Consider the following 24,257-nt stretch of genomic DNA (forward strand, 5'->3'; position numbering starts at 1 on the left):
CATGAAACACGTCAATCGAGGAATAGGCCCCGCCTACTTCGCCGCCGCCTTGCGCCGGACGAAAGCGGTGACGATGTCCTTCTGCGCGAGCTCGATGGCGCGGTTGGCGGTGGCGAGATGCGCGCTCGCATCGTGATTCGGGAATTGCTGGGCGAGGAAGCCGATCAGTGAGGCCCGGAAATTCTGCCGCTCCGAGGGACATGCGCTCGCGAGCAGCGAAGCGAACTCCTGATCCGACATGGTCTTGTTGCTGTCGCGAGGATATTCGCGGGCGAGGCAATTCCAGTAGGCGTCGCGGCCGATCACGGCGAGCTTGTGCGCATCGTCGAGATCGTCATCGGCGATCGCGGCGGAGGAGGCGAGACAAAGAACGGCCGCGATCATGATGCGCATTGTTGTTCTCCTTTTTGGGCGATCCTAGCGCGGACGGAGACGATCGATAAGCGCGGAAAGCTTGCCGCCGGCGAACTGGCCAATCACGATTTATTTGACTACCCTTGGGCGTCCCTCCTCACGATGAGTTCTTCTCGTGGCCAAAGCCCCAAAGAAAACTGCAGGCAACATCTACATCGGCATCGGCGGCTGGACCTTCGAGCCGTGGCGCGGCGTGTTCTATCCGGAAAAGCTCGCGCAATCGAAGGAGCTGTCCTATGCCGCCTCGAAGCTGACCTCGATCGAGATCAACGGCACATACTACGGCTCGCAGAAGCCGGAGAGCTTCCGCAAATGGGCGAGCGAAGTCCCTGATGGATTCGTGTTCTCCGTGAAGGGGCCGCGTTTTGCGACCAACCGCCGCGTGCTGGCGGAGGCCGGCGATTCGATCAAGCGGTTCTATGATTCCGGCGTGCTGGAACTCGCCGACCGGCTCGGGCCGGTGCTCTGGCAATTCGCGCCGACCAAGAAATTCGAGCCCGCCGATTTCGGCAAGTTCCTCGAGCTCTTGCCACGCAAGCTCGATGGCCGCGCGCTGCGCCATGTGGTCGAGGTGCGGCACGACAGTTTCTGCGTGCCCGAATTCGTCGCGCTGCTGCGCGAGTTCGAGACGCCGGTGGTGTTCGCCGAGCACGGCAAGTATCCGGCGATCGCCGACGTCGTCAGCGATTTTGTTTACGCGCGGCTGCAGAAGGGCAATGACGAGATCAAGACCTGCTATCCGCCCAAGCAGCTCGACGCTTGGGCCAAGCGGTTCGAGGAATGGGCCGCCGGCGGCGATCCGAGCGACCTGCCGCATGTCGACAAAGCCAAGCCGAAGAAGGCGCCGCGCGACGTGTTCGCCTATGTGATCCACGAAGGCAAGGTGCGCGCGCCGGCCGGCGCGATGGAATTGATCGAGCGCGTGAACTGACCGGGATGCCAGATGGCCAAAGCCAGGAAACTCTTCACCATCGGCTACGAGCAGACGCCGCCCAAGGCGGTGCTCGATGAACTTGAGCAGGCGGGCGTGAAGCTCCTGGTCGATGTCCGGGCAGTTACGTCATCCCGCCGGCCAGGCTTTTCCAAGAAGCAGCTTGCGGCGGGGCTCGACGAGCGCGGCATCGCCTACGTCCATCTCGCGGCGCTCGGCACCCCGAAAGAGGGACGCCTTGCCGCGCGCAGCGGCCAACACGAGCTGCTCCGCAAGATCTATGGACAGCACCTGAAAACGTTGCAGGCGAAGGAAGAGCTCGACGAATTGTCCTCGCTGGTGAAGAAGGCCGGACCGGTGTGCCTGATGTGCTACGAGCGCGACCACACGCATTGTCACCGCCAGATGATCGCCGAAATCATCGAGGAGCGCGACGGCGTGAAGGTGGAGAATTTGGTGACGCCCCAGGTGTGAGCGGCCGTCATTCCGGGGCGCGCGCAGCGCGAACTGTGATGTGCAATTGCACATCGGAGAATCCATCGGGCCACAGGCGCAGGCGGAGAAATGGATTCCGGGTTCGCGACTTCGTCGCGCCCCGGAATGACGGAGAGGGAGGTTAGCCCTCCCCCTCCAACTCCAAGGCTCCATCCATCATCTTCACGCAGCCGCCGCCGACATGCACGGACGCGACAGCGCCGCCCTGCTTGCGGACGCGGGTGAGCAGAAGGCTCGGCCGGCCCATGTCGACACCCTGGCCGACGCGGAGCCTCAATTCGCCGTCGCGCGTGTCATCGAGATCGGCGAGGAATGCGGCGGCGGCCGCGGTGGCGCTGCCAGTGGCGGGATCCTCGGAGGGGCCGCTCGAGCCCGGATGGAACATGCGCGCCTGCAGGTCGAGCGGCTGCTCGGCTGCCGGCACGTCGCGCGTGTAGAAATAGACCGCGTCCGAACCGTCGCATGGAAACGTCCGCGCAAAGGCCGCAGCATCGGGCCGTGCCCGCTTCAGCGCCGCGCGCGAGGCGAGCTCGACCATCAGGAACGGCAGGCCGACCGAAACGATCTGCGGCGGGTGCCGGTCTGTCTTCACGTCACGCGCTGATAGCGACAGGCAGGCCGCGGCCTCCTCCATGCCAACGCGCGACAGCCGCTGCAGCGGCTGCGGCGCGGTGAGCTCGGCGCCCGTGACCCTGCCCTGCTCGGTCAGGATCTCGACCGGCACCAGCCCCGCCTTCTCCTCGAAAGTGAGCCGTGCCGGCGGCTTGGCCGCGAGCGTCGCCAGCACGACGGCGGTGCCGACATTGGGGTGGCCGGCGAAGGGGATCTCCGAGCGCACGGTGAAAATGCGGACTTGCGCGTCGTTGCCGCTGTCCTGCGGCGGCAGCACGAAGGTCGTCTCGGAATAGTTGAACTCGGTCGCGATCGCCTGCATCTGCATGGTCGAGAGCCCGTTCGCATCGAGCACCACGGCAAGCGGATTGCCGCCAAACGCACGGTCGGTGAAGACATCGACGGTAATGTAGCGACGCTGCATGAAACCCTCCTATCCCAATTGCCACACGGCGATTGGCTTCTCGTAGCCGCGGATCGGCAGCTCGCCACGCGACATCGCATCGTGTGCGGCTTCGCCGAGCGCCTCGCGCACTTCGGACGAGATCAGGAACTGCGAGTTCAGCTCCTTGTTGAGCGCCTCCAGCCGCGCGGCGAAATTCACGGTGTCGCCGATCACCGTATATTCCTTGCGCCTGGGCGAGCCGATATTACCGGCGACGACCTCACCGATATGGATACCGATGCCGATGCGCAGCGGCCAGCTTGTCGCCTCGTTGAACCGCTCATTGGCGATCAGCATCTCGCGCGCCGCTGCCACCGCCTGGTGCGCGGCGTCCTCGGCTGCAAGCGGTGCGCCGAACAGCGCGAGGAAGCCGTCGCCCAGGAACTTGTTCACGATGCCGCCGTGACGGTCGAGGATATCGACCAGCACGGCAAAGGCGCCGTCGAGCCGGTCGACCACCTCCTGCGGCGAGCGCGTCCGCGCGCCCGCGGTGAAGCTGCGGAAGTCGACGAACATCACCGCGACGCGGCGGATATCGCTGTCGGTCGAAGCGCCCTCCGTCATCAGACGCTCGACCACCTGCGGCGAGACGTGCTGGCCGAATAAATCCGTGATGCGGTCGCGCGCGGTGGCAGCCTGGATGCTCGCCTCGAATTGCCGCCGCAACTGCATGCCGACCGCGCCGGCGAGCATGCCGCAGGTCAGCAGGATCAGACTGCGCGCGGCGTGATAGTAAACGTTGGGCTCCGGCGCGGCGTCTCCTGCCGGATGGTAGAACATCGCCATCCAGAACAGTTGCGCCGCCGCGACGAAGCCGGTGAAGGTCGAGAGCCAGAAATCCAGCCGCAGCGTCGAGAGGATGATGAAGATGAAATAGACAAGCGGCCCGACGAAGCCGAGCGCCGCTTCCGAGCCCATGCTGTTGATCTGCAGCGCCAGCGCAACGGTCGGTATCGAGGTCTCGACCAGCGCACCGATATAGCGGCGGATCACGGGCAGGTCGCGCCCCTTGCGCATGTGCCAGGTGATCGCCGTATGCACCCACAGTTCGAACAGGATGAACGGCACGGTGATGGCATAAAGATAGAGCGGATTGAGATTGCCATGCCAGACTCGGCTCACCGCATCGGGCGCGAAGATGTAGACGGCCCCGGAGATCAGCGAGAGCAGCACCGTCGTCCCGATCAGCGCCTTGATCCGGAGCAGCTCGGTCGTCATCACTTCGCGCATTAATATCTGGTGGAATTCAGCCGATACGGCCGAAGCCTGCACGTCCTTTCTCCTGCCCCAGAAACCGGCCATGCTCGCACCCTCGCGTCGAGCGACTATAGCCTCAATCGAGCGTGCGACGGAAGCGCGTCACGGCGATCGTCATCGCCACCAGCATCAGTACAATGAGTGCAATCGTGTCGTATTGCAGGTTGGCGAGGCCGGCGCCCTTGAGCATGATGGCGCGGACGATGCGGACATAATGGGTCAGCGGCAGGCCCTCGCCGAGATATTGCGCCCACAATGGCATGCCCGCGAACGGAAACATGAAGCCGGAGAGCAGGATGCTAGGCAGGAAGAACATCATCGAGAGCTGCATCGCCTGCAACTGGTTCTGCACGATGGTCGAGAACGTATAGCCGATCGACAGGTTGGTGGTGATGAACAGCGTGGTCAGCGCCGCCAGCAGGAGCACGCTGCCGAGGATCGGCACGCCGAACAGCAGCACGCCGATGCCGACGATCAGCGACGCCTGCACGAAGCCGACAATGACATAAGGAATGATCTTGCCGAACATCACCTCCACCGGCTTGATCGGCATCGACAGCAGGCTCTCCATGGTGCCGCGCTCGATCTCGCGCGTCACCGACAGTGCGGTGAAGATCAGCATGGTCATAGTCAGGATGGTGCCGACCAGGCCCGGCACGATGTTAAGCCGCGACTCGGCGGCCGGGTTGTAGCGGGCATGCGTCCTGATCTCGAACGGCATGTCCGGGGCATCGCCGACATGCAGATCGTGCTCCAGCGCGGTCTGCACCAGGGCGCCGAGCGCGCCGAGCGCCGAGCTTGCCGCGATCGGATCGGTGGCGTCGGCCGCTACCAGCAGCGCCGGTTTGTCGCCGCGCCTGACCGCGCGCTCGAAGCCGCGCGGGATCTCGACGCCGAACAGCACCTTGCCGGATTTCAGGAGGTCGTCGAACTCGGCGACGTCGTGCACCTTGCGGGTGAAGCGGAAATAAGCGGTGTTCTCCATCGCCTTCAGGATCGAACGCCCGAGATCGCTGTCCTCCTGGATCAGCACCGCCGTCGGCAGATGGCGCGGCGTGGTGTTGATGGCATAGCCGAACAGCAGAAGCTGCATCACCGGGATCATCACGATCATGGCGAAGGAGACGCGGTCGCGGCGGAGCTGGATGAATTCCTTCACCAGCATCGCATAGCTGCGCCGCCAGAAGCCGAACGCGGGCTCCCTTGTCTCAACACCAGGATGGACTGCGTCGATCGCGGTCATTGGAAGTTATCCTTGGAAATTATCCTTGGAGCGGCCCATGAGATCGATGAAGACGTCTTCGAGCGACGGCTGGCTGTCCTGCCAGTGCCAGCGCGGATCGTCGCGATAGGATGCGATGGTTGCATCGAGCGCCGCCTTGTCGCGACCGGACACATGCAGGCTGGTGCCGAACGGCGCCACCATGTCGATACCCGGCTTGCCGGTGAGTTCACCGGCGAGCCCGTTGAGATCGTCGCCGGAGACTGTAAAGGTCGAGAGCGCCGATTCCGCGATCACCTCTTCCACGGTGCCGTGCGTCAGCAGATGGCCATAGGCGATGTAAGCGATCTCATGGCAACGCTCGGCCTCGTCCATGTAGTGCGTGGAGACCAGCACGGTCAGGCCCTCGGCAGCGAGCGCGTGAATCTCGTTCCAGAAATCGCGCCGCGCCTTGGGGTCGACGCCGGCGGTCGGCTCGTCCAGCAGCAGAAGTCTCGGATTGGGCAGCGTGCAGGCGCCGAGCGCAAGCCGCTGCTTCCAGCCGCCGGAGAGATTGCCGGCAAGCTGCTCCTCCCGGCCATTCAGCCCGATTCGCCCGATCATCTCGTGCGCCGCGCCGCGCGCGTCAGGCATGCCGTAGAGCCGCGCGACGAATTCCAGATTCTCGCGCACCGAAAGATCCTGGTACAGGCTGAAGCGCTGGGTCATGTAGCCGACCTGGCGCTTGATCCGATCGGCGTCGCGGCGGATATCGTAGCCGAGGCAGCTACCGTCGCCGCTGTCGGGCGTGAGCAGGCCGCAGAGCATCCGTATGGTCGTGGTCTTGCCGCTGCCGTTCGGCCCCAGGAAGCCGTAGATCGAGCCGCGCCTGACCTGCATCGACAGATCGTGCACGACCTCGCGGCCGCCGAACGATTTGGAGAGGCCATGGACATCGATGGCGATATCGGGTGCGCTGGTCGCGATCGTGCTCATTGCCGATCCGCCACCGGCGTCTTCGGATTGAGATAGACGCTGATCGGCTGCCCGACGCGCAAGGCATCGGGCCGGCTCGGCCGCGCCTGGATCAGGTAGACCAGCTTGTTGCGCTCATCGAGGCTGTAGATCACGGGCGGCGTGTATTCCGCCGTGGTCGCGATGAAGTAGATCTTCGCGGTGAGATCGGCGGCGCAATTGTCGCAGACGACGCGGACCTGGTCGCCGATTGAAAGCTTCGGCAGTTCGGTCTCGGGGACGAAGAAGCGCAGCTTCATGTTGCCGGGCGGCATGATCGAGAGCACCGGCCGCTGCGCCGCCACCATCTCGCCTTCGCGGAAATAGATCTGCTGGATGGTGCCGGCGACCGGCGCAAAGCCCTTGCGCCGCGCCAGCCGCGTCTCTGACGTGTTGACCTTTGCTTCGGCCACGCGCAGCGCCGAGACGGCGGCGTCAAGATTGGCCTGCGTGCCTGCGCCCGTCCCTCTCAAGGAAGCGGCGCGGTCATAGGTCTGCTGCGCATTGGCAAGCGTGGCCTTGTTCTGATTGAGATCGGCCTGCTGCAGGTCGTCGTCGACGGAATAAAGGAGGTCGCCGACCTTCACCTCATCCCCCTCGCGCACGTTCAGCTTGGTCACACGGCCGGCCTCATCCGGGCTGACAAAGATCATGTCGGCTTCCACCCAGCCCTGGAAACCGGGATCGCGGCGCTCCTGGCAGCCGGCGAGCGCCGCGGCCAGCGCCACCATTGCCAGGATTTTCACCGTGCGCCACGGGGTCATGTCGTCCTCCGCTCGCCGAAAATCAGGTCGAGATGGACGCGAAACATCTCGGTCGCGTCCAATGGGGAATGCCGGTTGAACATGCTCTGCCAGATCACGGCGACCAGTGCCGGCGCGATCATGATCTGCGGATAGCGCGCCAGCTCTTTATTGCGGATCTCACCGCGCGTGATCGCAAGATCGATCAAGGCGCGCATGCCGGCCATCCCGCGCGAGACCACTTCGCGGAAATAGAAATCGGCGATCTCCGGAAAGCGCGGTCCTTCGGACATGATCAGACGCACGATATCGCCGCGCGATGTCGAAGCGACCTCTCGGATAAACATTAGCGCGAAGCCTTCCACCGCCTCGCGCACTGATCCATGCAGCGGCGCCGGCGATGCCATACGGTCGATCAGCGGCACCAGCGCGGTCCGGATCAACTCCTCGAACATCGATTCCTTGTCCTTGAAGTGCAGGTAGATCGTCCCCTTGGCGACGCCGGCGCGCCTGGCGATGTCGTCGATCCGGGTCGCGGCAAAGCCGCGTGCGACGAACTCCTGCATCGCCGCCTCCACGATTGCAGACCGCCGCTCCGCCGCGCGCTCGGCGCGGTTCGGCCCGTTGCCTGTGATCTTCGCCGAGATCACTTTTGACACCTTGGCGCGCGCCGCCCTGCTGGCCGGTCGGTGGGCCTTGGACGCAACGGATCTTTTGGTGGGCCGTTTCATGCTCACATTATGACTGACCAGTCAGTCATTGTCAAGCGGCGATAGCGTCGGAATGGAGCGAAACGCTCCTCGTCATTCCGGGGCGTGCGCAGCACGAGCCCGGAATCCATTCGTCAACACGTTTTGCGGCCCGATGGATTCCGGGTCTGCGCCTTCGGCGCATCCCGGAATGACGAGGATAGGGCTTAAGCGAACTCCAGCACTATGCGGCCGTCGATCTTTCCGGACTTCATCCGGTCGAAGATGTCGTTGATCTTCTCCAGCGGCGCCTTGGTGATTTCGGCGTGCACCTTGCCGTCGGCGGCGAAGGCGATGGCTTCGTCGAGATCGCGGCGGGTACCGACGATCGAGCCGCGCACGGTGATGCGCTTCAACACGACGTCGAAGATCGGCGTCGGGAATTCGCCGGGCGGCAGACCGACGAGGCTGACGGTGCCTTTGCGACGGACCATCTTCAGCGCCTGCGCAAACGCGGCGGTGGATACCGCCGTTACCAGCACGCCGTGCGCCCCTCCCCCGGTCGATGTCAGCACTTTCTCCACTGCCCCATCGGACAGCGCATTGACGGCGAGGTCGGCGCCGGTGGCCTTCGCGAGTTCGAGCTTATCCTCGGCGATATCGACCGCGACAACCTTCAGCCCCATCGCCTTTGCATATTGGATCGCGACATGGCCGAGGCCGCCGACGCCGGAGATGACGACCCACTCGCCGGGCCGCGCTTCGGTCTCCTTCAATCCCTTGTAGGTCGTGACGCCCGCGCACAGGATCGGCGCGATCTCGGCGAAATCAATGTTGGCCGGCAGTTTCGCGGCGAAGGCGGCCGACGCGATGACATATTCGGCGAAGCCGCCGTTCACGCTGTAGCCGGTGTTGTGCTGGTGCTCGCACAGCGTTTCCCAGCCGGTCTCGCAATACTCACAGCGCATGCACGCGTCATGCAGCCAGGCGACACCGATGGCATCACCGACCTTGAGGTTGGTCACACCAGGACCAAGCGCTGCGACAATGCCCGCGGCCTCATGGCCGGGAATGAACGGCGGAACCGGCTTCACCGGCCAGTCACCGGACGCGGCATGCAGATCAGTATGACATACGCCGCAGGCTTTGACCTTGACCAGAACTTCGCCCGGCCCCGGTTCCGGCACCGGCACATTCTCGATCGCGAGCGGCTTGCCAAAATTTCGGACAACAGCGGCTTTCATGGTCGGCATCTGTCTACTCCTTCGTTTCGGAAGGCAGACTAGCGGGTGCGTAACTGCCGCCTTTGATCGACGTCAAACGGAGTGACCAAACCGGGCCTGCGACGAACGATCACTCGTAGCCTCGGTGGAGCAGCGCGCAACCCAGGAGTGTGCATCAACCTCGCAAGCGGTCCCGGGTTCCGCTTCGCTTCACCCGGACCACAACGGCCAACTAACCCTTGGCGTCGCAGGCCCAGGCGCGGATCACGCATTCCTTGCCGCCATACTCATAGCATTTGCGGGTGGCGGCGTTCAGCGAGCTCGAGATCTTCGGCTCCACCGCATAGCCGTGGGCGCCGCAAGGATTCGTCATGTCGATCGAGAACGCAGCGCAGGCGCGCTTCATGGTGATGGTGGTGCATTCACCCTTGCACTGCTTCAGCGCGGCGGTGCGCGCCTGCGCTTCAGCGGGATAGTCATAGGCCTGGCCATAGGCGCCGCATTTGCCCACGGCAAACGCGCCCGCCGCCCAGCTCTCGGTGATGAAGCGCGTCGCGCCCAACGATAGCGTCAGCGCAAGAATGAACAACGCGCGGCGTTGCGCGGCAGCCGTCGAGACCATCACTTCCCTACCCCCAGATAGTCGGCGGAAACTCTAGTCGGCGGACGTTTCCACTTGGTGAACGGGAGGTTGAAGACGATCGACGTGTAGGGTGGGCAAAAGCGCAGCGTGCCCACCATCGAGAGGAGACTGCGTATTGGCGGGCACGCTCCGCTTTGCCCACCCTACGAAACTACGATGCAGCGCTTATCCGCCCCGCGCGGCTTCGAGCGCTTGCGGGGTGTCGATGTCGAGGAAGGCGCTCTCGCCGTCGACGGGGACTTCGGCCACCGCTTCGGCATGCTTGGCTATCAAATGGCGGGCACCGACGTCGCCGTCGAGCGTCATCAATTCATTGAAGAAGCGCCGCGACCACAGCACGGGATTGCCGCGCCTGCCTTCGCTGACGGGCACCGCGATCAAATGGCCGCGGTCGGGGGCAAAGGTGTCGATCAGCCGGTCGATCAAGGACGCGTCGATCAGCGGCATGTCGCCGAGGCAGATCACGGCGCCGTCGGCGCTATCTGAGAGAGCGGAGATGCCCACCTTTACCGAATTCGCAAGCCCGCCGGCGAAATCCGGATTGCGCACGAATTTCACCTTCAGCCCCTGCAGCGCCTGCTCGACGAGTTCTGCCTGATGGCCGGTGACCACGATCACCTCCGAGGCCTTTGACGCCAGCGCCTGCTCAGCGGCGATGCGCACGAGCTTCTTGCCATCGATCTCGGCGAGCAGCTTGTTGGGGCCGCCCATGCGTGTCGAGCGACCGGCGGCGAGCACGATGGCCGCGACGTTGCGATTGCCTTCGGTGTCGGAGCCCGTGCGTGGTTGCGGCCGCGTCACGATCTCCATCAGCAGCCCGCCAACGCCCATGCCGGTGAGCTCGGCGCGGGAGACCTTGATCCCCGCAAGCAGGCGCATCAGCACCCAGTCAAATCCGTTCTCGACCGGCGAGCGCGCGCAGCCGGGCGCGCCCAGCACCGGCACGTTTGCCGCACTGCCGATCAGGAGCAGATTGCCCGGATCGACCGGCATGCCGAAATGCTCGACCGCGCCGCCGATCCCGGTGATCGCTGCCGGGATCACGTCGCGCCTGTCGGCGATCGCGGAAGCGCCGAACACGATCACGAGCTCGGCACCTAGCGCGAGGAGTTCCTTGATCGACGCGGCGAGCACGGTCTCCTCATGCGGCACGCGGCGCTCAGCGATGATGTTGGCGCCGGCAGGCGCCAGCCGCTCGGCAGTAACGCGCAGCGTCTTCTCGATCACCTTCGGCGACAGCCCCGGCAGCATCGTGGAGACCACGCCGACCTTCTTGATGACATAAGGCGCAACCCGCAGCGTCTCGCGGCCGGCCACCGCGAGCGCCGCGTCGCGCAAGCGCGCTTCAACACCAAAAGGAATAAGCTTGACGGTTGCGATCATCTCGCCTTCGACGACCGGCTTGAACGCGGTCAGGGTTGCGAGCGTGATCGCCTCATCGACGCCATTGATACGATCGACCGCGGCGCGGTCGATCACCAGCACGCCGGCGCGCGCCGCGAACAAATTGGCGCGGCCGGTAAAGGCGCGTTCGACATTGACGCCATCACCGGCAATGGCCTGCGCGATGCTGGCGGCGGCGGCATCTTCGGAGACGTCGCCCTCCTCCAGCCGCACGACGACGATTTCCTTCACCCCGGCCTTGTCCAGGGCGTCCACTTCGGCAGCGCCGATCGTGGTGCCCTTCTTCAGCACCAGCGATCCCTGTCGCAGGGTATGCACGGTGACGCCGCCAATCGCGTCACCCGGACTGGCTGGCCCGAACCTCATGCCGCAGCTTCTTTCTCTTTCGGCGCCAGCCGCAGCGTCACGGTGATCTCCGCCATGATGGCGACCGCGATCTCCGACGGCGATACCGCACCGATGTCGAGCCCGATCGGCGCATGGATGCGCGCGACGTCGCTCTCCTTCGCGCCTTGGGCGCGCAGCCGTTCGGCGCGCTTGGCATGCGTCTTCCGCGAGCCGAGCGCCCCGATATAGAAGCAGCCGCGCTCGAAGGCATGCAGCAGCGCGGGATCGTCGATCTTGGGATCGTGCGTCACGGCGACGAAGGCTGTGTAGGGATCGACGTTGAGCGGCGGCAGCGCGACATCAGGCCATTCCGCGATCAGGGGAACGTCGGGAAAGCGCTCAGGGCTCGCAAACGCCGTGCGCGGATCGACGACGGTGACGTCATAGTCGAGCGATCGCGCCAGCGGCGCGAGCGCCTGGCTGATATGGACGGCGCCGACTATCACCAGCTTTGCGGTCGGCGCGTGGACGTTGAGGAACAGCTTCTTGCCACCGACCTCGACGTTGGTGCTCTTGCCCATGCGCAATGCCTTGGCAAGCTCGGCATTCAGGGGATCGGCGGCAAAGTCCTTGGCCTTGACCAGGCGCTGCTCGCCATTGGCGGTGTCGGTGACGACGATCACCGGACGCCGCGCGGCGCGCTCGGCATTCAGTTCTTTCAGCGTTTCAAGCTTCACGGCTAGCCTACCTTCTCGACGAAGACGCGGATGGTGCCGCCGCAGGACAGGCCGACATTCCAGGCGGTCTCGTCAGCCACACCGAATTCGAGCATCCTGGGCTGGCCGCTCGAGATCACGTCGAGCGCCTCGGTCACCACGGCGCCTTCGACGCAGCCGCCGGAGACCGAGCCCAGGAACGTGCCCTCGTCGTTGATGACGAGGCTCGATCCTGCCGGTCTCGGCGCCGAGCCCCAGGTTTCCACCACGGTAGCCAGCGCCACCCCCTGGCCGGCGTTCTGCCAGTCCTCAGCCGCCTTCAGGATGTCTTCGTCGCGATTGAGCATTTGAAAATCCTCTTCAAGCTACGGAGCGGATCAGGCTGCGGTGATGAGGCGGTGGCGGGGCCGAAAGCGCCCCGATCAGCCCCTTTATGGAACTCAAGTTATGCACGGGGCGAAATTCGTCAACGTGGGGCAGCATCATTTTGATGCCATGCGCCTTGGCCTCGAAGCCGCTGTAGCGCAGTAGCGGGTTGAGCCAGATCAGGCGGCGGCAGGAACGGTGCAGGCGGTCCATCTCGAACGCGAGCTTGGCGTCCGCCTCGCGCTCCAGCCCATCGGAGATGAGCAGCACGATAGCGCCCTGCCCGAGCACGCGGCGGGCCCACAGCTTGTTGAACGTATGCAGCGAGGTCGCGATCCTCGTGCCGCCGGCCCAGTCCTCGACGCTCGAGGAGCAGCTTGCCAGCGCCTCGTCCGGATCGCGCTGGCGGAGCGCGCGCGTCACATTGGTCAGCCGGGTGCCGAACAGGAACACCGAGACGCGCTTGCGGGCATCGGTGATGGCGTGCAGGAAATGCAGGAACAAACGGGTATATTCGCTCATGGAGCCCGAGATATCGAGCAGCGCCACGATCGGCGCCGGCTTGTCGATGCGGCCGAGCTTGCGGATGTCGACAATCTCGCCACCGGTGCGCAAGGAATTGCGCACGGTGCGGCGCATGTCGAGCCGGAGGCCACGGGAGTCCGGCTGGTAGCGGCGGGTCTCCAGCTCCGCCTGCGGCAACCGCATCCGCGCGATCGCGCGGGTGACCTCGGCGATCTCGGCTGCGCTCATCTGCGCAAAGTCCTTCTTCTGCAGGATCTCGCGGTCGGAGACCGAGAGCTTGAGTTCCTGCGCCTGCTCCTGCGGCCGCTCCTCGCGACTCGCGGGATGCGACAGCGCCTCCTGAACGCGGCGCGAGGCCGGCGGCGGCTTCTTCTTGGCGTGGTCGGGCAGCGGCACCGAGTCGAGCATGCTCTTCCACTCCTCGGCGGCGCGGAAGAACAGGTCGAAGGCCTGGGCAAAAATCAGCGCATGCTCGTGGCGTTTGACGAAGATCGTTTCCAGCGTGGCGTAGAAATCGGCGCGGTTGCCGACTTCTATCAACTGCAGCGCATTGAGCGCATCGATCACCGAGCCCGGGCCGACCGGCAGCCCGGCCGCCCGCAGCGCGCGGGCAAAGCCGACGACATTGTCGGCCATGTGCCCGGTCGGCGGCGCAAGGTGGTTGATGGCCATCGGACCACTCTATCCTGTGTCATTCCGGGGGCGCGCGCAGCGCGAGCCCGGAATCCATTCTACCGCAGAACAAGTGGTGAAATGGATTCCGGGCCTGCGCCTTGCGGCGCATCCCGGAATGACGAGCGTCGTTATAGCACACAAGCGATCACGTCTCGCTCGTCGCTTCCTTCAAAACCTTCTGCAGCGTATCGCCCTGCATGCGCGCGATATCGTCCTGGTACTTCAGGAGCGCACCGAGGGTATCGCCGACCACTTGCGGCGTCAGCGAGCGGGCATCGAGCTCAGAGAGCGCGGTGGCCCAGTCAATGGTCTCGGCGACGCCGGGCGACTTGTAGAAATCCTGGTCGCGCAGCGCCTGCACGAAGCGCACCACCTGCTGCGACAGCTTGGCCGAAATGTTCGGCACCCGCGACTTGACGATCGCGAGCTCACGCTCGGCCGCGGGATAGTCGACCCAGTGATAGAGACAGCGCCGCTTCAGCGCGTCGTGGATCTCGCGGGTACGGTTGGAGGTGATGATCACGATCGGCGGTGCCGGCGCCCTCACCGTGCCGAGCTCGGGGATCGTCACCTGGAAGTCCGACAGGATTTCCAGAAGATAGGCTTCGAACGCCTCGTCCGCCCGGTCGAGCTCGTCGATCAGGAGCACTGGCGGCCCGGCGACATCAGGCTCCAGCGCCTGCAGCAGCGGCCGCTTGATCAGGAAGCGCTCGGCGAAGATGTCGCTCGCAAGCTGGTCGCGGTCGGTATCACCGGAAGCTTCTGCGAGGCGAATCGCGATCATCTGCGAGGCGCTATTCCACTCGTAGACCGCGGAGGCGACGTCGAGACCTTCATAGCATTGCAGGCGGATCAGCTTCCGCCCGAGCGCCGCCGACAGCACCTTGGCGATCTCGGTCTTGCCGACGCCGGCCTCGCCTTCCAGGAACAACGGCCGGCCCATGCGCAGCGCGAGATAGGTCACGGTCGCAAGCGACCGCTCGGCGAGATAGCCGCGCGAGGTCAGGAGCTCGAGCAGCGCATCGACGGATTTCGGCAGCGTCGATGCGGTCATGGGAAAACCGATGCTGTAGCCAAAGGAGCCTGCACTATCACCCTTTAGCGTTAGCAGCTTCGACGGCCCGGCGCGCCAGCACCCCGATCAAATGCGCGCGATATTCGGCGCTGCCATGCAGGTCGCTGTTCAGCCCCTCCGGCGACACGTTGATTCCCTCCAGCACCTTGGGCGAGAACCGCTTCTTCAGCACCTCCTCGAAGGAGGTGACGCGGAACACGCCGTCCGAGCCAGCGCCGGTGACGGCGACGCGGACGTCCGACGGCCGCCGCGCCACGAACACGCCGACCAGCGCATAGCGCGAGGCCTGGTTGCGGAACTTGACGTAAGCCGCCTTCTTCGGCAGCGGGAAACTCACCTTGGTGATGATCTCGTCGCCCTCGAGCGCGGTCGAAAACAGGCCCTGGAAGAACTCTTCCGCCTTGAGCCGCCGCTTGTTGGTGATGATGGTCGCGCCCAGCGCCAGCACGGCGGCCGGATAGTCGGCGGTCGGATCATTGTTCGCCAGCGAGCCGCCGATGGTGCCGCGATGGCGCACGGCGGGATCGCCGATCCCGGCCGCGAGTTCGGCCAGCGCCGGGATCGCTTCGCCGACAGCGGCGGAGCTGGCGACGTCGGCATGCTTGGCGGTGGCGCCGATCGCGAGCGCGCGGCCCTTCAGCTCGATGGTGTCGAGACCTTCGACATGGGAGAGGTCGACCAGATGCGGCGGGCTCGCGAGCCGCTGCTTCATCACCGGCACCAGCGTGTGGCCGCCGGCAATCAGCTTGGCATCCTCGTTCTTCACCAGGAGGTTGGCGGCCTGTCGCACGGTCGCCGGACGGTGATACTTGAATTCATACATTGGAATGTCCCGGAAATTTCAAACCACGATTGCGATGCAATGCCCTGAGGTTCAAGCAAGATCGGACTTCGCCATCGCCTTAGCGCCGGCGGCGATCGAGGCGACGATGTTCTGATAACCGGTGCAGCGGCACAGATTGCCTTCGAGCTCTTCGCGGATCACCTCGTCGGAGAGCTCGTGGCCCTTGCGATGCACCATGTCGACCGCGGTCATGATCATGCCGGGCGTGCAGAAGCCGCACTGCAGGCCATGATGCTCGCGGAACGCTTCCTGCATCGGATGCAGCGGCCCGCCATCGGGCGCCAGCCCCTCGATGGTCTTGACCTCGTGGCCATCGGTCATCACCGCGAGCGTGGTGCAGGACTTCACGGCCTTGCCGTCGAGATGCACGACGCAGGCGCCGCATTGCGACGTGTCGCAACCAACATGGGTCCCGGTCAACCGCAGGTTTTCACGCAGCAATTGGACGAGAAGGGTACGGGGGTCGACATTGGCGGTGACGGGATTGCCGTTCACAATCAGGGAAATCTTGGCCATCAGCACTCTCTTGATCTGCTCTGCCGCATATCGACAGAACAGGCGTTTAAAACCGTTCCAAAGCCATAATATGGGCCATCACCGCAATGGGCAACCTCGCCCCTCGCATGGCTCGATGACGTCGAGCCGTTCTGGCGCCGTTGTGCAGCGCCGTCAGTCTTTATTCTAGAGACGGGCTTGTAGGCTTAGCTCTGCACGGCCTTGGCGAAATTCGCGAAGAATTCATCAGCCAGCTTCTTGGCGGTGCCGTTGATCAAGCGCTGGCCGAGCTGGGCGAGCTTGCCGCCGATCTGCGCCTCGACATTGTAGCTCAGAAGCGTACCGCCATCCTTGTCGGCAAGCGCGACCGTCGCGCCGCCCTTGGCGAATCCGGCAACCCCGCCCTCGCCTTCGCCCGAGATCTTGTAGCCGTTGGGCGGATCGAGATCGCTCAGCATGACCTTGCCCTTGAAGCGCGCCGAGACCGGGCCGACCTTCATCTTGGCAACGGCGCGAAAGCCGTTGTCCTCGGTCTTCTCCAATTCCTCACAGCCGGGGATGCAGACCTTCAGCACCTCGGGATCGTTGAGCTTGGCCCACACGGCCTCGCGCGGCGCCGCAAGCTGGACCTCGCCGTTCATTGTCATTGCCATGAGAGCCTCCCCGATCGCATCAAACCAACACCCAAGTAAAGCACAGCGGCCACAAAGGAAAGACCGACATCTGCCGACGAGCGATGCATATTCGCAGCGCAGCAAAACGGCGACTGCCCTTGTGATGGCACCGGGTTCGATCAACAAGAGCCATTGGCAGGGGCAGCCGGGAATGATTAGGTCGCGCGTGATGAGCACATCCCTCTCCCCGCTGCTGGCACCGATGCTGTCAAGCGCCGCGATGCGTGCGGTGTGCGACGATGCCGCTCATTTGCAGAATATGCTCGATTTCGAGGCAGCGCTGGCGCGCGCGGAAGCCGCGAGCGGCGTGATTCCCGACGCCGCGGCCGGCCCGATCAGCGCTGTATGCAAGGCCGAATCATTTGATTGCACCGCGCTCGCGGAAGCCGCTGTTCGCTCGGGCAATCTGGCGATTCCCCTGGTCAAGGCGCTCACCGCCGAGGTCGCCAAAGGCGGTAACAAGTCCGACAAGGAGGCCGCGCGCTATGTACATTGGGGCGCGACCAGCCAGGACGTCATCGACACCGCGACGATGCTCACTTTGCGCGCCGGCATCGATGCGCTGCTCACTGATCTCGCTCGCGCCATCACGGGCTTTGCCAAGCTCGCCCGCCAGCACCGCGACACGGCGGTGGTCGCACGCACCTGGTTGCAGCACGCGCTACCGATGCCGTTCGGCCTCAAACTCGCCGAATATGCCGCAAGCCTGCACCGCTCGCAGAGGCGCCTGCAGCGTTTGCGTCGCGAGGCATTGGCCCTGCAATTCGGTGGCGCGGCCGGCACGCTGGCCGCGCTCGGCGGCAAGGGCATGGCGGTGGCCGAGAAGCTGGCGCAGGAGCTCGACCTGCCGCTGCCGGAGGCGCCCTGGCATACCCACCGCGACCGTATCGCGGACATCGCGTCCGCGTTTGCCATCGTTTGTGGAAGCTGCGGCAAGATCGCGCGCGACGTCTCCTTGATGATGCAGACCGACGTCGCCGAAGCGTTCGAGCCGTCAGGCGAAGGCCGCGGCGGCTCCTCCACCATGCCGCACAAGCGCAATCCGGTTGCGGCCGCAACCGCGCTTGCGGCCGCGACCATGGCCCCCAATCTCACTGCCACGATCTTCGCCGCGCAGGTGCAGGACCACGAGCGCAGCGCCGGCGCCTGGCATGCGGAATGGCCGACCTTGCCGACGCTGATGCTGGTCACCTCAGGCGCGCTCGCCGCCACCATCGACATCGCCGAGGGCCTTGAAGTCGACGCCGCGCGCATGCGTATCAATCTCGACGCGACCCGTGGGCTGATCATGGCGGAAGCAGCGTCGATGGCGCTCGCCGAGAAGCTCGGCAAGAGCGAAGCGCATCACCTGATCGAAGCCGCCAGCAAGAAGACCGTTGCCGAGCAGAAGCACCTGCGCGACGTGCTGACGGCGGATCCACGGATCACTGCGCAGCTTGCCGCGGACCGGATCGAAAAACTGTTCGAGCCGATGTCCTATCAGGGCGCCTCGCAGGCTCTGATCGACCGCCTGCTCGCCTCGCTTGAGGATTTGTCGTAACACGTACCGCGCGCCTGCGCGCATGACAAGGAATAGCCAACCATGCCGATGATCGACGCCGACGGATGCCTGCTCAACGTCCAGGTGGAAGGCCGCGACGGCGGACCGACCTTGATGCTGTCGAATTCGCTCGGCTGCACGCTGCAGATGTGGGAGCCGCAGATGAAGGCGCTGACGCAGGTCTTCCGTGTCATCCGCTACGACCGGCGTGGCCATGGCAAGTCGCAGGTCCCTCCCGGGCCGTATTCGATGGAGCGTTTCGGCCGCGACGTGCTGGCGATCCTCGACGATCTCAACATCGAGAAAACCCATTGGTGCGGCCTGTCGATGGGCGGCATGGTCGGGCAATGGCTGGGCGCCAACGCGCCCGAGCGCTTCGGCAAGATCATCCTCTCCAACACCGCCTGCTACTACCCGGACCCGACCAACTGGCACAACCGCATCAAGGCGGTGAAGGAAGGCGGCCTTGCCGCGGTCGCCGACACCGTGATCGCGGGCTGGCTGACGGCGGATTTCCGCGAGCGCGAGCCGCAAGTCGCAGCCCGGATGAAGGCGATGCTGCTGGCCTCGCCTGCCGAGGGTTACATCGCCTGCTGCGAGGCGCTGTCGACGCTCGACCAGCGCGAGCTGTTGCCGAAGATCAAGAGCCCGACCTTGGTGATCGCCGGCCGTCACGACATGGCGACGCCGATCGCGGCTGGGGAATTCATCCGCAGCCGCATCCCTGGCGCCAGCATGACGATCCTCGATGCCGCGCATATTTCCAACGTCGAACAGTCGCACGCCTTCACCGAAGCCGTGGTCGGCTTCCTGACGCAACGCTAGTCATCATCGCGGAGAGACAATCATGGACGACGACAAGCGCCGCGACGAGGGCATGACTCAGCGCCGCAAAGTGCTCGGCAATGAATGGGTGGACAAATCGATCAAGGGCCGCAACGCCTTCAACACCGACTTCCAGGACCTGATCACGCGCTATGCGTGGGGCGACATCTGGACGCGGCCGCATTTCGACCATCGCACGCGCCGCGTGCTGGTGATCGGCACCATGGTCGCGCTTGGGCAGTGGGACGAATTCCGCCTGCATGTGCGCGCCGCGCTCACCGAAGGCGGCTTCTCGCCTGATGACATCAAGGAGATCCTGCTCCAGCAGGCGATCTATTGCGGCGTTCCCGCCGCCAATCATGCGGTGAAGGAAGCCTCGGCAATCGTTGCCGAGTTCGAGCATGATCCGGAAAAGTGGAAACCGGTTTTCCGAGAAGATCATGCTCCAACAAAAAGCTAGAGCGGAATGACGAAAGTCATTCCGCTCTAGGGCTGTTGAAGCGATAGCTCGCCAACCGGCGCGTCTACACGGGCTTCGTCCCGCGCCTCGACCATCCCCGGCGCGGCGCCCTCGACCAGCAGTACGATGCCGATGCCGAGCAGCATCAACAGCTCGGTCGCGTGCAGCCGTAGCGCCTCGGCCTCGCCGACCAGGGACGCCGCCAGCATGCTGACGAAGCTGAGCACGCTGCCGAGCACAAGCGCCATGCCGAGCGTCTCATCGCCGCCGCCGCGCTCGCGGACCGGGCGGCTCGCAAGCATCGCCAGGTACAGTGCGAAAAACGCCACCGTGGTGATCCGCACGAGCGCCAGCAGCCAGGCGACACGCACGCTTGCCATGCCCGACAAATGCAGATGATCGCTGATGAAGAACCCGATCGACACGCTCGGCCGCTCATAGAGGCTGCGCACCGGCGAGTCGATGATCTGCAGGGCGATGCTCGTCCAGGCCGGGATGAAATAGGCCGCAAGCAGCGCGCCGCTGAATGAGCTGATCCGCCAGTTCGTCGACATCTGCCGCTCCCCGCTGTTCCGCTCGCCCGACGCCGCGATGGCGGTTTGCGGCGAGGTAACTTCGTTCGAAGCGAAGCGGCAATCTAAACCCTTTGTTAACCTTAATTGGGGCAGCCGCTGTGGACGGCGTCCAAGTTGGAAAGTCCCGCCTTTCGGCGGGACCTTCCTTTGCTCTCGCTTGGACGGGAAACTGGCGCGCTTGGCCCGTGTTCTGGCTTTGACCCTGACGGCTCGGGCCCTGCTGCTGGCGGGGTTGCTGCCGTCACCCTGCTGCTGTGCGGGGCTCTGGCCCGGATCTTGATTCTGCTGACCCGCATTCTGGTCCTGGTTGGCCATCGCCATCCCGCTGGTTGGACCTGGTCCATTCGGATCAGGGATAGGCCAACGCGGGAACAAGGATGCCGTTTCGGCGGGAACCGTCACGTACGCGTGTTGAATGGGGAACCGAAGGTAAACTAGCTCTGTACAAGCCTTGAAGCCGCACCTCCCGCTGTTGCCGCCCAAGGGGTTCCACTGTTAGAAAATGATACGACGCGTCGGACAAGGCTGCCGGGAGCCCTCGCCGCGTCGCTCTCTCACAAGCGGCAGCGCATGGATTATTTCGCCCAACAACTCATCAACGGTCTCGTGCTCGGCTCGATCTATGGGCTGATCGCGATCGGCTACACCATGGTCTATGGCATCGTCGGCATGATCAATTTCGCCCATGGCGACATCTTCATGATCGGCGGCTTCATCGCGCTGATCTCCTTCCTGGTGCTGGTCTCGCTCGGCCTCACTGCGATCCCGCTGGTGCTGTTCGTCGTGCTCCTGGTGTCGATGGCGATCACCGCGCTCTATGGCTGGACGGTGGAGCGCATCGCCTACCGGCCCTTGCGGCACTCGTTCCGCCTGGCGCCGATGCTGTCGGCGATCGGCATGTCCTTCGTGCTGACCAACTTCTCTCAGATCGCGCAAGGCGCGCGCGTGAAGCCGGTGCCGCCGATCATCACCGGCGGTTACACGCTGCATGAGGGCCCGGGCGGCTTCGTGGTGCAGCTCTCCAACATCCAGATCATCGTCGTGCTGGCCACGATCGTGCTGCTCGCGCTGTTCACCTGGCTGGTGTCGCGCACGCGGCTCGGGCGCGACATGCGCGCCTGCGAGCAGGACCAGACCATGGCGGCGCTGCTCGGCGTCGATGTCGACCGCACCATCTCCATGACGTTCGTGATCGGCGCCGCGCTCGCCGCCGTCGCCGGCATGATGTACCTGCTCTATTACGGCCTGGTCGATTTCTTCATGGGCTTCGTCGCCGGCATCAAGGCCTTCACGGCGGCCGTTCTCGGCGGCATCGGCTCGCTGCCCGGCGCGATGCTGGGGGGACTTGCGATCGGGCTGATCGAGACGTTCTGGTCGGCCTACTTCTCGGTCGAATACAAGGACGTCGCTGCGTTTTCGATCCTGATCGTGGTCCTGATCTTCCTTCCGACCGGCCTACTCGGCCGGCCTGAAGTCGAAAAAGTCTGACAGGCAGCCGCGTGACCGAGTCAACGCTCGAGAAGAAACCGGCGCCACGCGCAAGCGGCGCCGCCTTCATCCTCAAGAAAGCCGCCATCAGCGCGCTCGTCGCGCTGGTGCTGTTCTCGCTGATGATCGGCGTCCGCACCGAAGCCGGCCCGCAGGGCGGGCTGATCTACTGGACGCGGTTCGGCGATCTCGCCGCCATCGTCGCCGCCGTGTTCGGCGGCAGCATCATCATCGAACTGCTGCGGCAATGGTGGGGACCCGCCGACAAGGTCCGCGTCGTTCCACCGGCGGTGCAAAATGCGCTGTCGCTCGCCGGACGCCTGCTCGCGCCGGCGCTGTTGATCTTCACCTTCCTGGTGCCGGTGATCTTCTACGATCAGCGCTACATCCTGGATCTCGCGATCCTCGTGCTCACCTATGTGATGCTCGGATGGGGACTGAACGTGGTTGTCGGCCTCGCCGGCCTGCTCGATCTCGGCTATGTCGCCTTCTACGCCGTCGGCGCCTATTCCTACGCGCTGCTCGCCACCAATTTCGGACTGTCGTTCTGGGTCTGCCTGCCGCTCGCCGGCATCCTCGCGGCGTTCTGGGGCGTGCTGCTCGGCTTTCCTGTGCTCAGATTGCGCGGCGACTATCTCGCGATCGTGACCCTGGCCTTCGGCGAGATCATCCGCCTCGTCATCATCAACTGGCAAAGCCTGACCGGCGGGCCGAACGGCGTCTCCGGCATTCCGCGGCCAACCTTGTTTGGCATTCCGCTCACGCCGGGCGAGGACGGGCTGGCAGCGCGGCTCGGCATCGAATTCTCGCCGACGCACCGCATCGTGTTCCTGTTCTACCTGATCCTGGCGCTGGCGCTGCTCACCAACTGGGTCACGATCCGCCTTCGCCGCCTGCCGATCGGCCGCGCCTGGGAGGCACTGCGCGAGGACGAAGTCGCCTGCCGCGCGCTCGGCATCAACACCACCACGACCAAGCTCACGGCCTTTGCGACGGGCGCGATGTTCGGCGGCTTCGCCGGCGCGTTCTTCGCGACGCGCCAGGGCTTCATCAGCCCCGAATCCTTCACCTTCCAGGAATCGGCACTGGTGCTCGCCATCGTCGTGCTCGGCGGCATGGGCTCGCAGCTCGGCGTGGCGCTGGCCGCGCTCGCCATGATCGGCGGCTTCGAGCTGTTCCGCGGCCTCGACCAGTATCGCATGCTGGTGTTCGGCCTGGCGATGGTGCTGCTCATGATCTGGCGGCCGCGCGGGCTGATCGGCCATCGGGCGCCGACCGTCTATCTCGAGCGCAGCCAGGCGATCTCCTCCGACCTCGTCAAGGAGGGCCACGGATGAGCGAGACCATCCTCTCCGTCGATCGCCTGTCGATGCGCTTCGGCGGCATCGTCGCCGTCAACGATCTCTCCTTCGATGCCGGCCGGCGCAAGATCACCGCGCTGATCGGCCCGAACGGCGCCGGCAAGACCACCGTTTTCAACTGCATCACCGGCTTCTACAAGCCGAGCGGCGGCTCGATCGCGCTGACCCATGATGACGGCAAGACGATCCAGCTCGAACGTCTCAACGATTTCCGCATCTCCAAGCAGGCACGCGTCGCGCGCACCTTCCAGAACATCCGCCTGTTCCCCGGCATGACGGCGCTGGAGAATCTGATGGTCGCGCAGCACAACGCGCTGATGCGCGCCTCTGGTCTCACTTTCCTCGGCCTGATCGGCGCGCCCTCCTGGCGCAGCGCGGAGGCGCGCGCGATCGATCTGGCGCGCACCTGGCTTACGCGCATCGGCCTGCTCGATCGCGCCGACGATGCCGCCGGCAACCTTCCTTACGGCGACCAGCGGCGGCTGGAGATCGCGCGCGCGATGTGCACCGAGCCCGCGCTGCTCTGCCTCGACGAGCCGGCCGCGGGCCTGAATGCGCGCGAGAGCGCCGCCTTGAGCGAATTGCTGCTTTCTATCCGCTCGGAGTTCGGCACCTCGATCCTCCTGATCGAGCACGACATGTCCGTGGTGATGGAGATTTCCGACCACGTCGTGGTGATGGATTACGGCGTCAAGATCGCCGAAGGCACGCCGCGATCCGTGCGCGACGACCCGAAGGTGATCGCCGCCTATCTCGGCGCCGACGAAGAAGAAGCGATCGCCGTCATGGAGAGCGGCACGTGATTAGGCCGGACGACAAGATCCCCACCTCCCCCTGGAAGGGGGAGGTGGACCGCGAAGCGGGCGGGTGGGGGTCACGCTTTTCCCGCACAAAGGATATGACCGCAAGAGCACGGTCCCTCCGCGCAAACATGACCGACGCGGAATTGCGGCTGTGGCGCGCGCTGCGGCGCGACCAGCTCGGCCTCTCGTTCAGGAAACAACATCCGATCGGTCCGTACACGGTCGACTTCTATTGCTCGCGTCTCCGCCTCGCCATTGAAGTCGATGGCGGGCAGCATGCCGAAGAACGGAAGGCTGCCGACGATCGGCGAACGCAGTGGCTTGCCGAGAAAGGCGTCACCGTCGCGCGCTACTGGAATAATGACGTGCTATCGAATTTGGAGGGCGTGCTCAGCGATCTTCTCGTACACATCGAGAGATTGTCGCAAGCGGAGACA

Annotated in this window: 27 protein-coding genes; 9 read left to right on the top strand and 18 right to left on the bottom strand. The window is 64.7% G+C overall.

Features of this window, described 5'->3' with window-relative positions; all coding sequences use genetic code 11:
- Window positions 1-33: 33 nt before the first annotated feature.
- A complete protein-coding gene (locus tag J6497_RS35030) occupies window positions 34-393 on the bottom strand; it encodes a hypothetical protein (protein WP_225708766.1) in 360 nt (119 codons plus the stop codon).
- 136 nt (window positions 394-529) lie between these two features.
- On the opposite strand from J6497_RS35030, the gene J6497_RS35035 reads away from it, so the two are divergent.
- Window positions 530-1,345 (top strand): DUF72 domain-containing protein, encoded by an 816-nt coding sequence (locus J6497_RS35035; protein WP_225708767.1) that lies wholly within the window; start codon window positions 530-532, stop codon window positions 1,343-1,345.
- 12 nt (window positions 1,346-1,357) lie between these two features.
- A complete protein-coding gene (locus tag J6497_RS35040) occupies window positions 1,358-1,819 on the top strand; it encodes a DUF488 domain-containing protein (RefSeq protein ID WP_225708768.1) in 462 nt (153 codons plus the stop codon).
- 142 nt (window positions 1,820-1,961) lie between these two features.
- Here the strand turns inward: J6497_RS35040 and J6497_RS35045 are convergent, their stop codons facing one another.
- The 16 genes from J6497_RS35045 to J6497_RS35120 form a co-directional block, all read right to left on the bottom strand.
- Complete coding sequence (locus tag J6497_RS35045) at window positions 1,962-2,876, bottom strand: PhzF family protein (protein ID WP_225708769.1); 915 nt, start codon at window positions 2,874-2,876, stop codon at window positions 1,962-1,964.
- 9 nt (window positions 2,877-2,885) lie between these two features.
- Window positions 2,886-4,199, bottom strand: a complete 1,314-nt coding sequence (locus tag J6497_RS35050; RefSeq protein WP_225708770.1) for an adenylate/guanylate cyclase domain-containing protein — start codon at window positions 4,197-4,199, stop codon at window positions 2,886-2,888.
- A gap of 31 nt (window positions 4,200-4,230) precedes the next feature.
- Window positions 4,231-5,397 carry an ABC transporter permease gene (locus J6497_RS35055; protein WP_225708771.1) on the bottom strand — a complete coding sequence of 389 codons (1,167 nt, stop codon included), beginning with the start codon at window positions 5,395-5,397 and terminating at the stop codon, window positions 4,231-4,233.
- A gap of 6 nt (window positions 5,398-5,403) precedes the next feature.
- Window positions 5,404-6,351 carry an ABC transporter ATP-binding protein gene (locus tag J6497_RS35060; RefSeq protein WP_225708772.1) on the bottom strand — a complete coding sequence of 316 codons (948 nt, stop codon included), beginning with the start codon at window positions 6,349-6,351 and terminating at the stop codon, window positions 5,404-5,406.
- The gene (locus J6497_RS35065) at window positions 6,348-7,133 is read right to left on the bottom strand and encodes an HlyD family secretion protein (RefSeq protein WP_225708773.1); all 786 of its coding nucleotides are present in this window, start codon (window positions 7,131-7,133) and stop codon (window positions 6,348-6,350) included. Before J6497_RS35065 ends, J6497_RS35060 begins: the two co-directional genes overlap by 4 nt.
- Window positions 7,130-7,843: a TetR/AcrR family transcriptional regulator gene (locus tag J6497_RS35070; RefSeq protein ID WP_225708774.1), complete on the bottom strand. Its 714-nt coding sequence runs from the start codon at window positions 7,841-7,843 to the stop codon at window positions 7,130-7,132. The genes J6497_RS35065 and J6497_RS35070 overlap by 4 nt, the downstream gene beginning before the upstream one ends.
- A gap of 185 nt (window positions 7,844-8,028) precedes the next feature.
- Entirely contained in the window at window positions 8,029-9,054 is a 1,026-nt protein-coding gene (adhP, locus tag J6497_RS35075; RefSeq protein ID WP_225708775.1) for an alcohol dehydrogenase AdhP, read from the bottom strand.
- Between the two features lie 202 nt (window positions 9,055-9,256).
- Complete coding sequence (locus tag J6497_RS35080; RefSeq protein WP_225708776.1) at window positions 9,257-9,646, bottom strand: DUF4189 domain-containing protein; 390 nt, start codon at window positions 9,644-9,646, stop codon at window positions 9,257-9,259.
- Between the two features lie 186 nt (window positions 9,647-9,832).
- Window positions 9,833-11,437 carry an NTP transferase domain-containing protein gene (locus J6497_RS35085; RefSeq protein WP_225708777.1) on the bottom strand — a complete coding sequence of 535 codons (1,605 nt, stop codon included), beginning with the start codon at window positions 11,435-11,437 and terminating at the stop codon, window positions 9,833-9,835.
- A complete protein-coding gene (locus tag J6497_RS35090) occupies window positions 11,434-12,135 on the bottom strand; it encodes an XdhC family protein (protein ID WP_225708778.1) in 702 nt (233 codons plus the stop codon). Before J6497_RS35090 ends, J6497_RS35085 begins: the two co-directional genes overlap by 4 nt.
- A gap of 2 nt (window positions 12,136-12,137) precedes the next feature.
- Window positions 12,138-12,461 carry an XdhC family protein gene (locus tag J6497_RS35095; protein ID WP_225708779.1) on the bottom strand — a complete coding sequence of 108 codons (324 nt, stop codon included), beginning with the start codon at window positions 12,459-12,461 and terminating at the stop codon, window positions 12,138-12,140.
- A 13-nt stretch (window positions 12,462-12,474) separates the two neighbouring features.
- On the bottom strand, window positions 12,475-13,677 hold the full coding sequence (locus J6497_RS35100) for a vWA domain-containing protein (RefSeq protein ID WP_225708780.1): 1,203 nt from the start codon (window positions 13,675-13,677) through the stop codon (window positions 12,475-12,477).
- Between the two features lie 148 nt (window positions 13,678-13,825).
- Window positions 13,826-14,734, bottom strand: a complete 909-nt coding sequence (locus tag J6497_RS35105; protein WP_225708781.1) for an AAA family ATPase — start codon at window positions 14,732-14,734, stop codon at window positions 13,826-13,828.
- 37 nt (window positions 14,735-14,771) lie between these two features.
- Window positions 14,772-15,578: an FAD binding domain-containing protein gene (locus J6497_RS35110; RefSeq protein ID WP_225708782.1), complete on the bottom strand. Its 807-nt coding sequence runs from the start codon at window positions 15,576-15,578 to the stop codon at window positions 14,772-14,774.
- 51 nt (window positions 15,579-15,629) lie between these two features.
- Window positions 15,630-16,115, bottom strand: a complete 486-nt coding sequence (locus J6497_RS35115) for a (2Fe-2S)-binding protein (protein ID WP_225708783.1) — start codon at window positions 16,113-16,115, stop codon at window positions 15,630-15,632.
- A gap of 185 nt (window positions 16,116-16,300) precedes the next feature.
- Window positions 16,301-16,747 (bottom strand): SRPBCC family protein, encoded by a 447-nt coding sequence (locus J6497_RS35120; protein WP_225708784.1) that lies wholly within the window; start codon window positions 16,745-16,747, stop codon window positions 16,301-16,303.
- Between the two features lie 190 nt (window positions 16,748-16,937).
- Between J6497_RS35120 and J6497_RS35125 the strand changes: the two genes are divergently transcribed.
- From J6497_RS35125 to J6497_RS35135, 3 genes are read left to right on the top strand one after another with little or no spacing between them, the layout of a single operon-like run.
- Window positions 16,938-18,308: a 3-carboxy-cis,cis-muconate cycloisomerase gene (locus J6497_RS35125; RefSeq protein WP_225708785.1), complete on the top strand. Its 1,371-nt coding sequence runs from the start codon at window positions 16,938-16,940 to the stop codon at window positions 18,306-18,308.
- 42 nt (window positions 18,309-18,350) lie between these two features.
- Entirely contained in the window at window positions 18,351-19,133 is a 783-nt protein-coding gene (gene pcaD, locus J6497_RS35130; RefSeq protein WP_225708786.1) for a 3-oxoadipate enol-lactonase, read from the top strand.
- Between the two features lie 22 nt (window positions 19,134-19,155).
- On the top strand, window positions 19,156-19,593 hold the full coding sequence (locus J6497_RS35135) for a carboxymuconolactone decarboxylase family protein (RefSeq protein WP_225708787.1): 438 nt from the start codon (window positions 19,156-19,158) through the stop codon (window positions 19,591-19,593).
- Window positions 19,594-19,619: 26 nt separating this feature from the next.
- On the opposite strand, the gene J6497_RS42245 is transcribed toward J6497_RS35135, so the two are convergent.
- On the bottom strand, window positions 19,620-20,147 hold the full coding sequence (locus J6497_RS42245) for a hypothetical protein (RefSeq protein ID WP_225708794.1): 528 nt from the start codon (window positions 20,145-20,147) through the stop codon (window positions 19,620-19,622).
- A 591-nt stretch (window positions 20,148-20,738) separates the two neighbouring features.
- On the opposite strand from J6497_RS42245, the gene J6497_RS35145 reads away from it, so the two are divergent.
- The 4 genes from J6497_RS35145 to J6497_RS35160 all read left to right on the top strand — a co-directional run.
- A complete protein-coding gene (locus tag J6497_RS35145; protein WP_225708788.1) occupies window positions 20,739-21,656 on the top strand; it encodes an ABC transporter permease subunit in 918 nt (305 codons plus the stop codon).
- Between the two features lie 11 nt (window positions 21,657-21,667).
- Window positions 21,668-22,993, top strand: coding sequence for a high-affinity branched-chain amino acid ABC transporter permease LivM (livM, locus tag J6497_RS35150; RefSeq protein WP_225708789.1), 1,326 nt, complete (start codon window positions 21,668-21,670; stop codon window positions 22,991-22,993).
- The gene (locus J6497_RS35155; RefSeq protein WP_225708790.1) at window positions 22,990-23,820 is read left to right on the top strand and encodes an ABC transporter ATP-binding protein; all 831 of its coding nucleotides are present in this window, start codon (window positions 22,990-22,992) and stop codon (window positions 23,818-23,820) included. Before livM ends, J6497_RS35155 begins: the two co-directional genes overlap by 4 nt.
- Before the next feature lie 95 nt (window positions 23,821-23,915).
- Window positions 23,916-24,257 (top strand): endonuclease domain-containing protein (locus J6497_RS35160; RefSeq protein ID WP_225708791.1); only part of this gene is annotated, 342 nt, incomplete at its 3' end.

The organism is Bradyrhizobium cenepequi (genome assembly GCF_020329485.1).
In the GTDB taxonomy this organism is placed as follows: Bacteria; Pseudomonadota; Alphaproteobacteria; order Rhizobiales; family Xanthobacteraceae; genus Bradyrhizobium; species Bradyrhizobium cenepequi.

What these genes read in the sequence shown, in the direction of transcription:
- J6497_RS35030 (WP_225708766.1), bottom strand. Translation starts at nt 393, where the DNA reads ATGCGCATCATGATCGCGGCCGTTCTTTGTCTCGCCTCCTCCGCCGCG.
- J6497_RS35040 (WP_225708768.1), top strand. Translation starts at nt 1,358, where the DNA reads ATGGCCAAAGCCAGGAAACTCTTCACCATCGGCTACGAGCAGACGCCG.
- J6497_RS35045 (WP_225708769.1), bottom strand. Translation starts at nt 2,876, where the DNA reads ATGCAGCGTCGCTACATTACCGTCGATGTCTTCACCGACCGTGCGTTT.
- J6497_RS35050 (WP_225708770.1), bottom strand. Translation starts at nt 4,199, where the DNA reads ATGGCCGGTTTCTGGGGCAGGAGAAAGGACGTGCAGGCTTCGGCCGTA.
- J6497_RS35055 (WP_225708771.1), bottom strand. Translation starts at nt 5,397, where the DNA reads ATGACCGCGATCGACGCAGTCCATCCTGGTGTTGAGACAAGGGAGCCC.
- J6497_RS35060 (WP_225708772.1), bottom strand. Translation starts at nt 6,351, where the DNA reads ATGAGCACGATCGCGACCAGCGCACCCGATATCGCCATCGATGTCCAT.
- J6497_RS35065 (WP_225708773.1), bottom strand. Translation starts at nt 7,133, where the DNA reads ATGACCCCGTGGCGCACGGTGAAAATCCTGGCAATGGTGGCGCTGGCC.
- J6497_RS35070 (WP_225708774.1), bottom strand. Translation starts at nt 7,843, where the DNA reads ATGAAACGGCCCACCAAAAGATCCGTTGCGTCCAAGGCCCACCGACCG.
- adhP (WP_225708775.1), bottom strand. Translation starts at nt 9,054, where the DNA reads ATGCCGACCATGAAAGCCGCTGTTGTCCGAAATTTTGGCAAGCCGCTC.
- J6497_RS35080 (WP_225708776.1), bottom strand. Translation starts at nt 9,646, where the DNA reads ATGGTCTCGACGGCTGCCGCGCAACGCCGCGCGTTGTTCATTCTTGCG.
- J6497_RS35085 (WP_225708777.1), bottom strand. Translation starts at nt 11,437, where the DNA reads ATGAGGTTCGGGCCAGCCAGTCCGGGTGACGCGATTGGCGGCGTCACC.
- J6497_RS35095 (WP_225708779.1), bottom strand. Translation starts at nt 12,461, where the DNA reads ATGCTCAATCGCGACGAAGACATCCTGAAGGCGGCTGAGGACTGGCAG.
- J6497_RS35100 (WP_225708780.1), bottom strand. Translation starts at nt 13,677, where the DNA reads ATGGCCATCAACCACCTTGCGCCGCCGACCGGGCACATGGCCGACAAT.
- J6497_RS35105 (WP_225708781.1), bottom strand. Translation starts at nt 14,734, where the DNA reads ATGACCGCATCGACGCTGCCGAAATCCGTCGATGCGCTGCTCGAGCTC.
- J6497_RS35110 (WP_225708782.1), bottom strand. Translation starts at nt 15,578, where the DNA reads ATGTATGAATTCAAGTATCACCGTCCGGCGACCGTGCGACAGGCCGCC.
- J6497_RS35115 (WP_225708783.1), bottom strand. Translation starts at nt 16,115, where the DNA reads ATGGCCAAGATTTCCCTGATTGTGAACGGCAATCCCGTCACCGCCAAT.
- J6497_RS35120 (WP_225708784.1), bottom strand. Translation starts at nt 16,747, where the DNA reads ATGGCAATGACAATGAACGGCGAGGTCCAGCTTGCGGCGCCGCGCGAG.
- J6497_RS35125 (WP_225708785.1), top strand. Translation starts at nt 16,938, where the DNA reads ATGAGCACATCCCTCTCCCCGCTGCTGGCACCGATGCTGTCAAGCGCC.
- pcaD (WP_225708786.1), top strand. Translation starts at nt 18,351, where the DNA reads ATGCCGATGATCGACGCCGACGGATGCCTGCTCAACGTCCAGGTGGAA.
- J6497_RS35135 (WP_225708787.1), top strand. Translation starts at nt 19,156, where the DNA reads ATGGACGACGACAAGCGCCGCGACGAGGGCATGACTCAGCGCCGCAAA.
- J6497_RS42245 (WP_225708794.1), bottom strand. Translation starts at nt 20,147, where the DNA reads ATGTCGACGAACTGGCGGATCAGCTCATTCAGCGGCGCGCTGCTTGCG.
- J6497_RS35145 (WP_225708788.1), top strand. Translation starts at nt 20,739, where the DNA reads ATGGATTATTTCGCCCAACAACTCATCAACGGTCTCGTGCTCGGCTCG.
- J6497_RS35155 (WP_225708790.1), top strand. Translation starts at nt 22,990, where the DNA reads ATGAGCGAGACCATCCTCTCCGTCGATCGCCTGTCGATGCGCTTCGGC.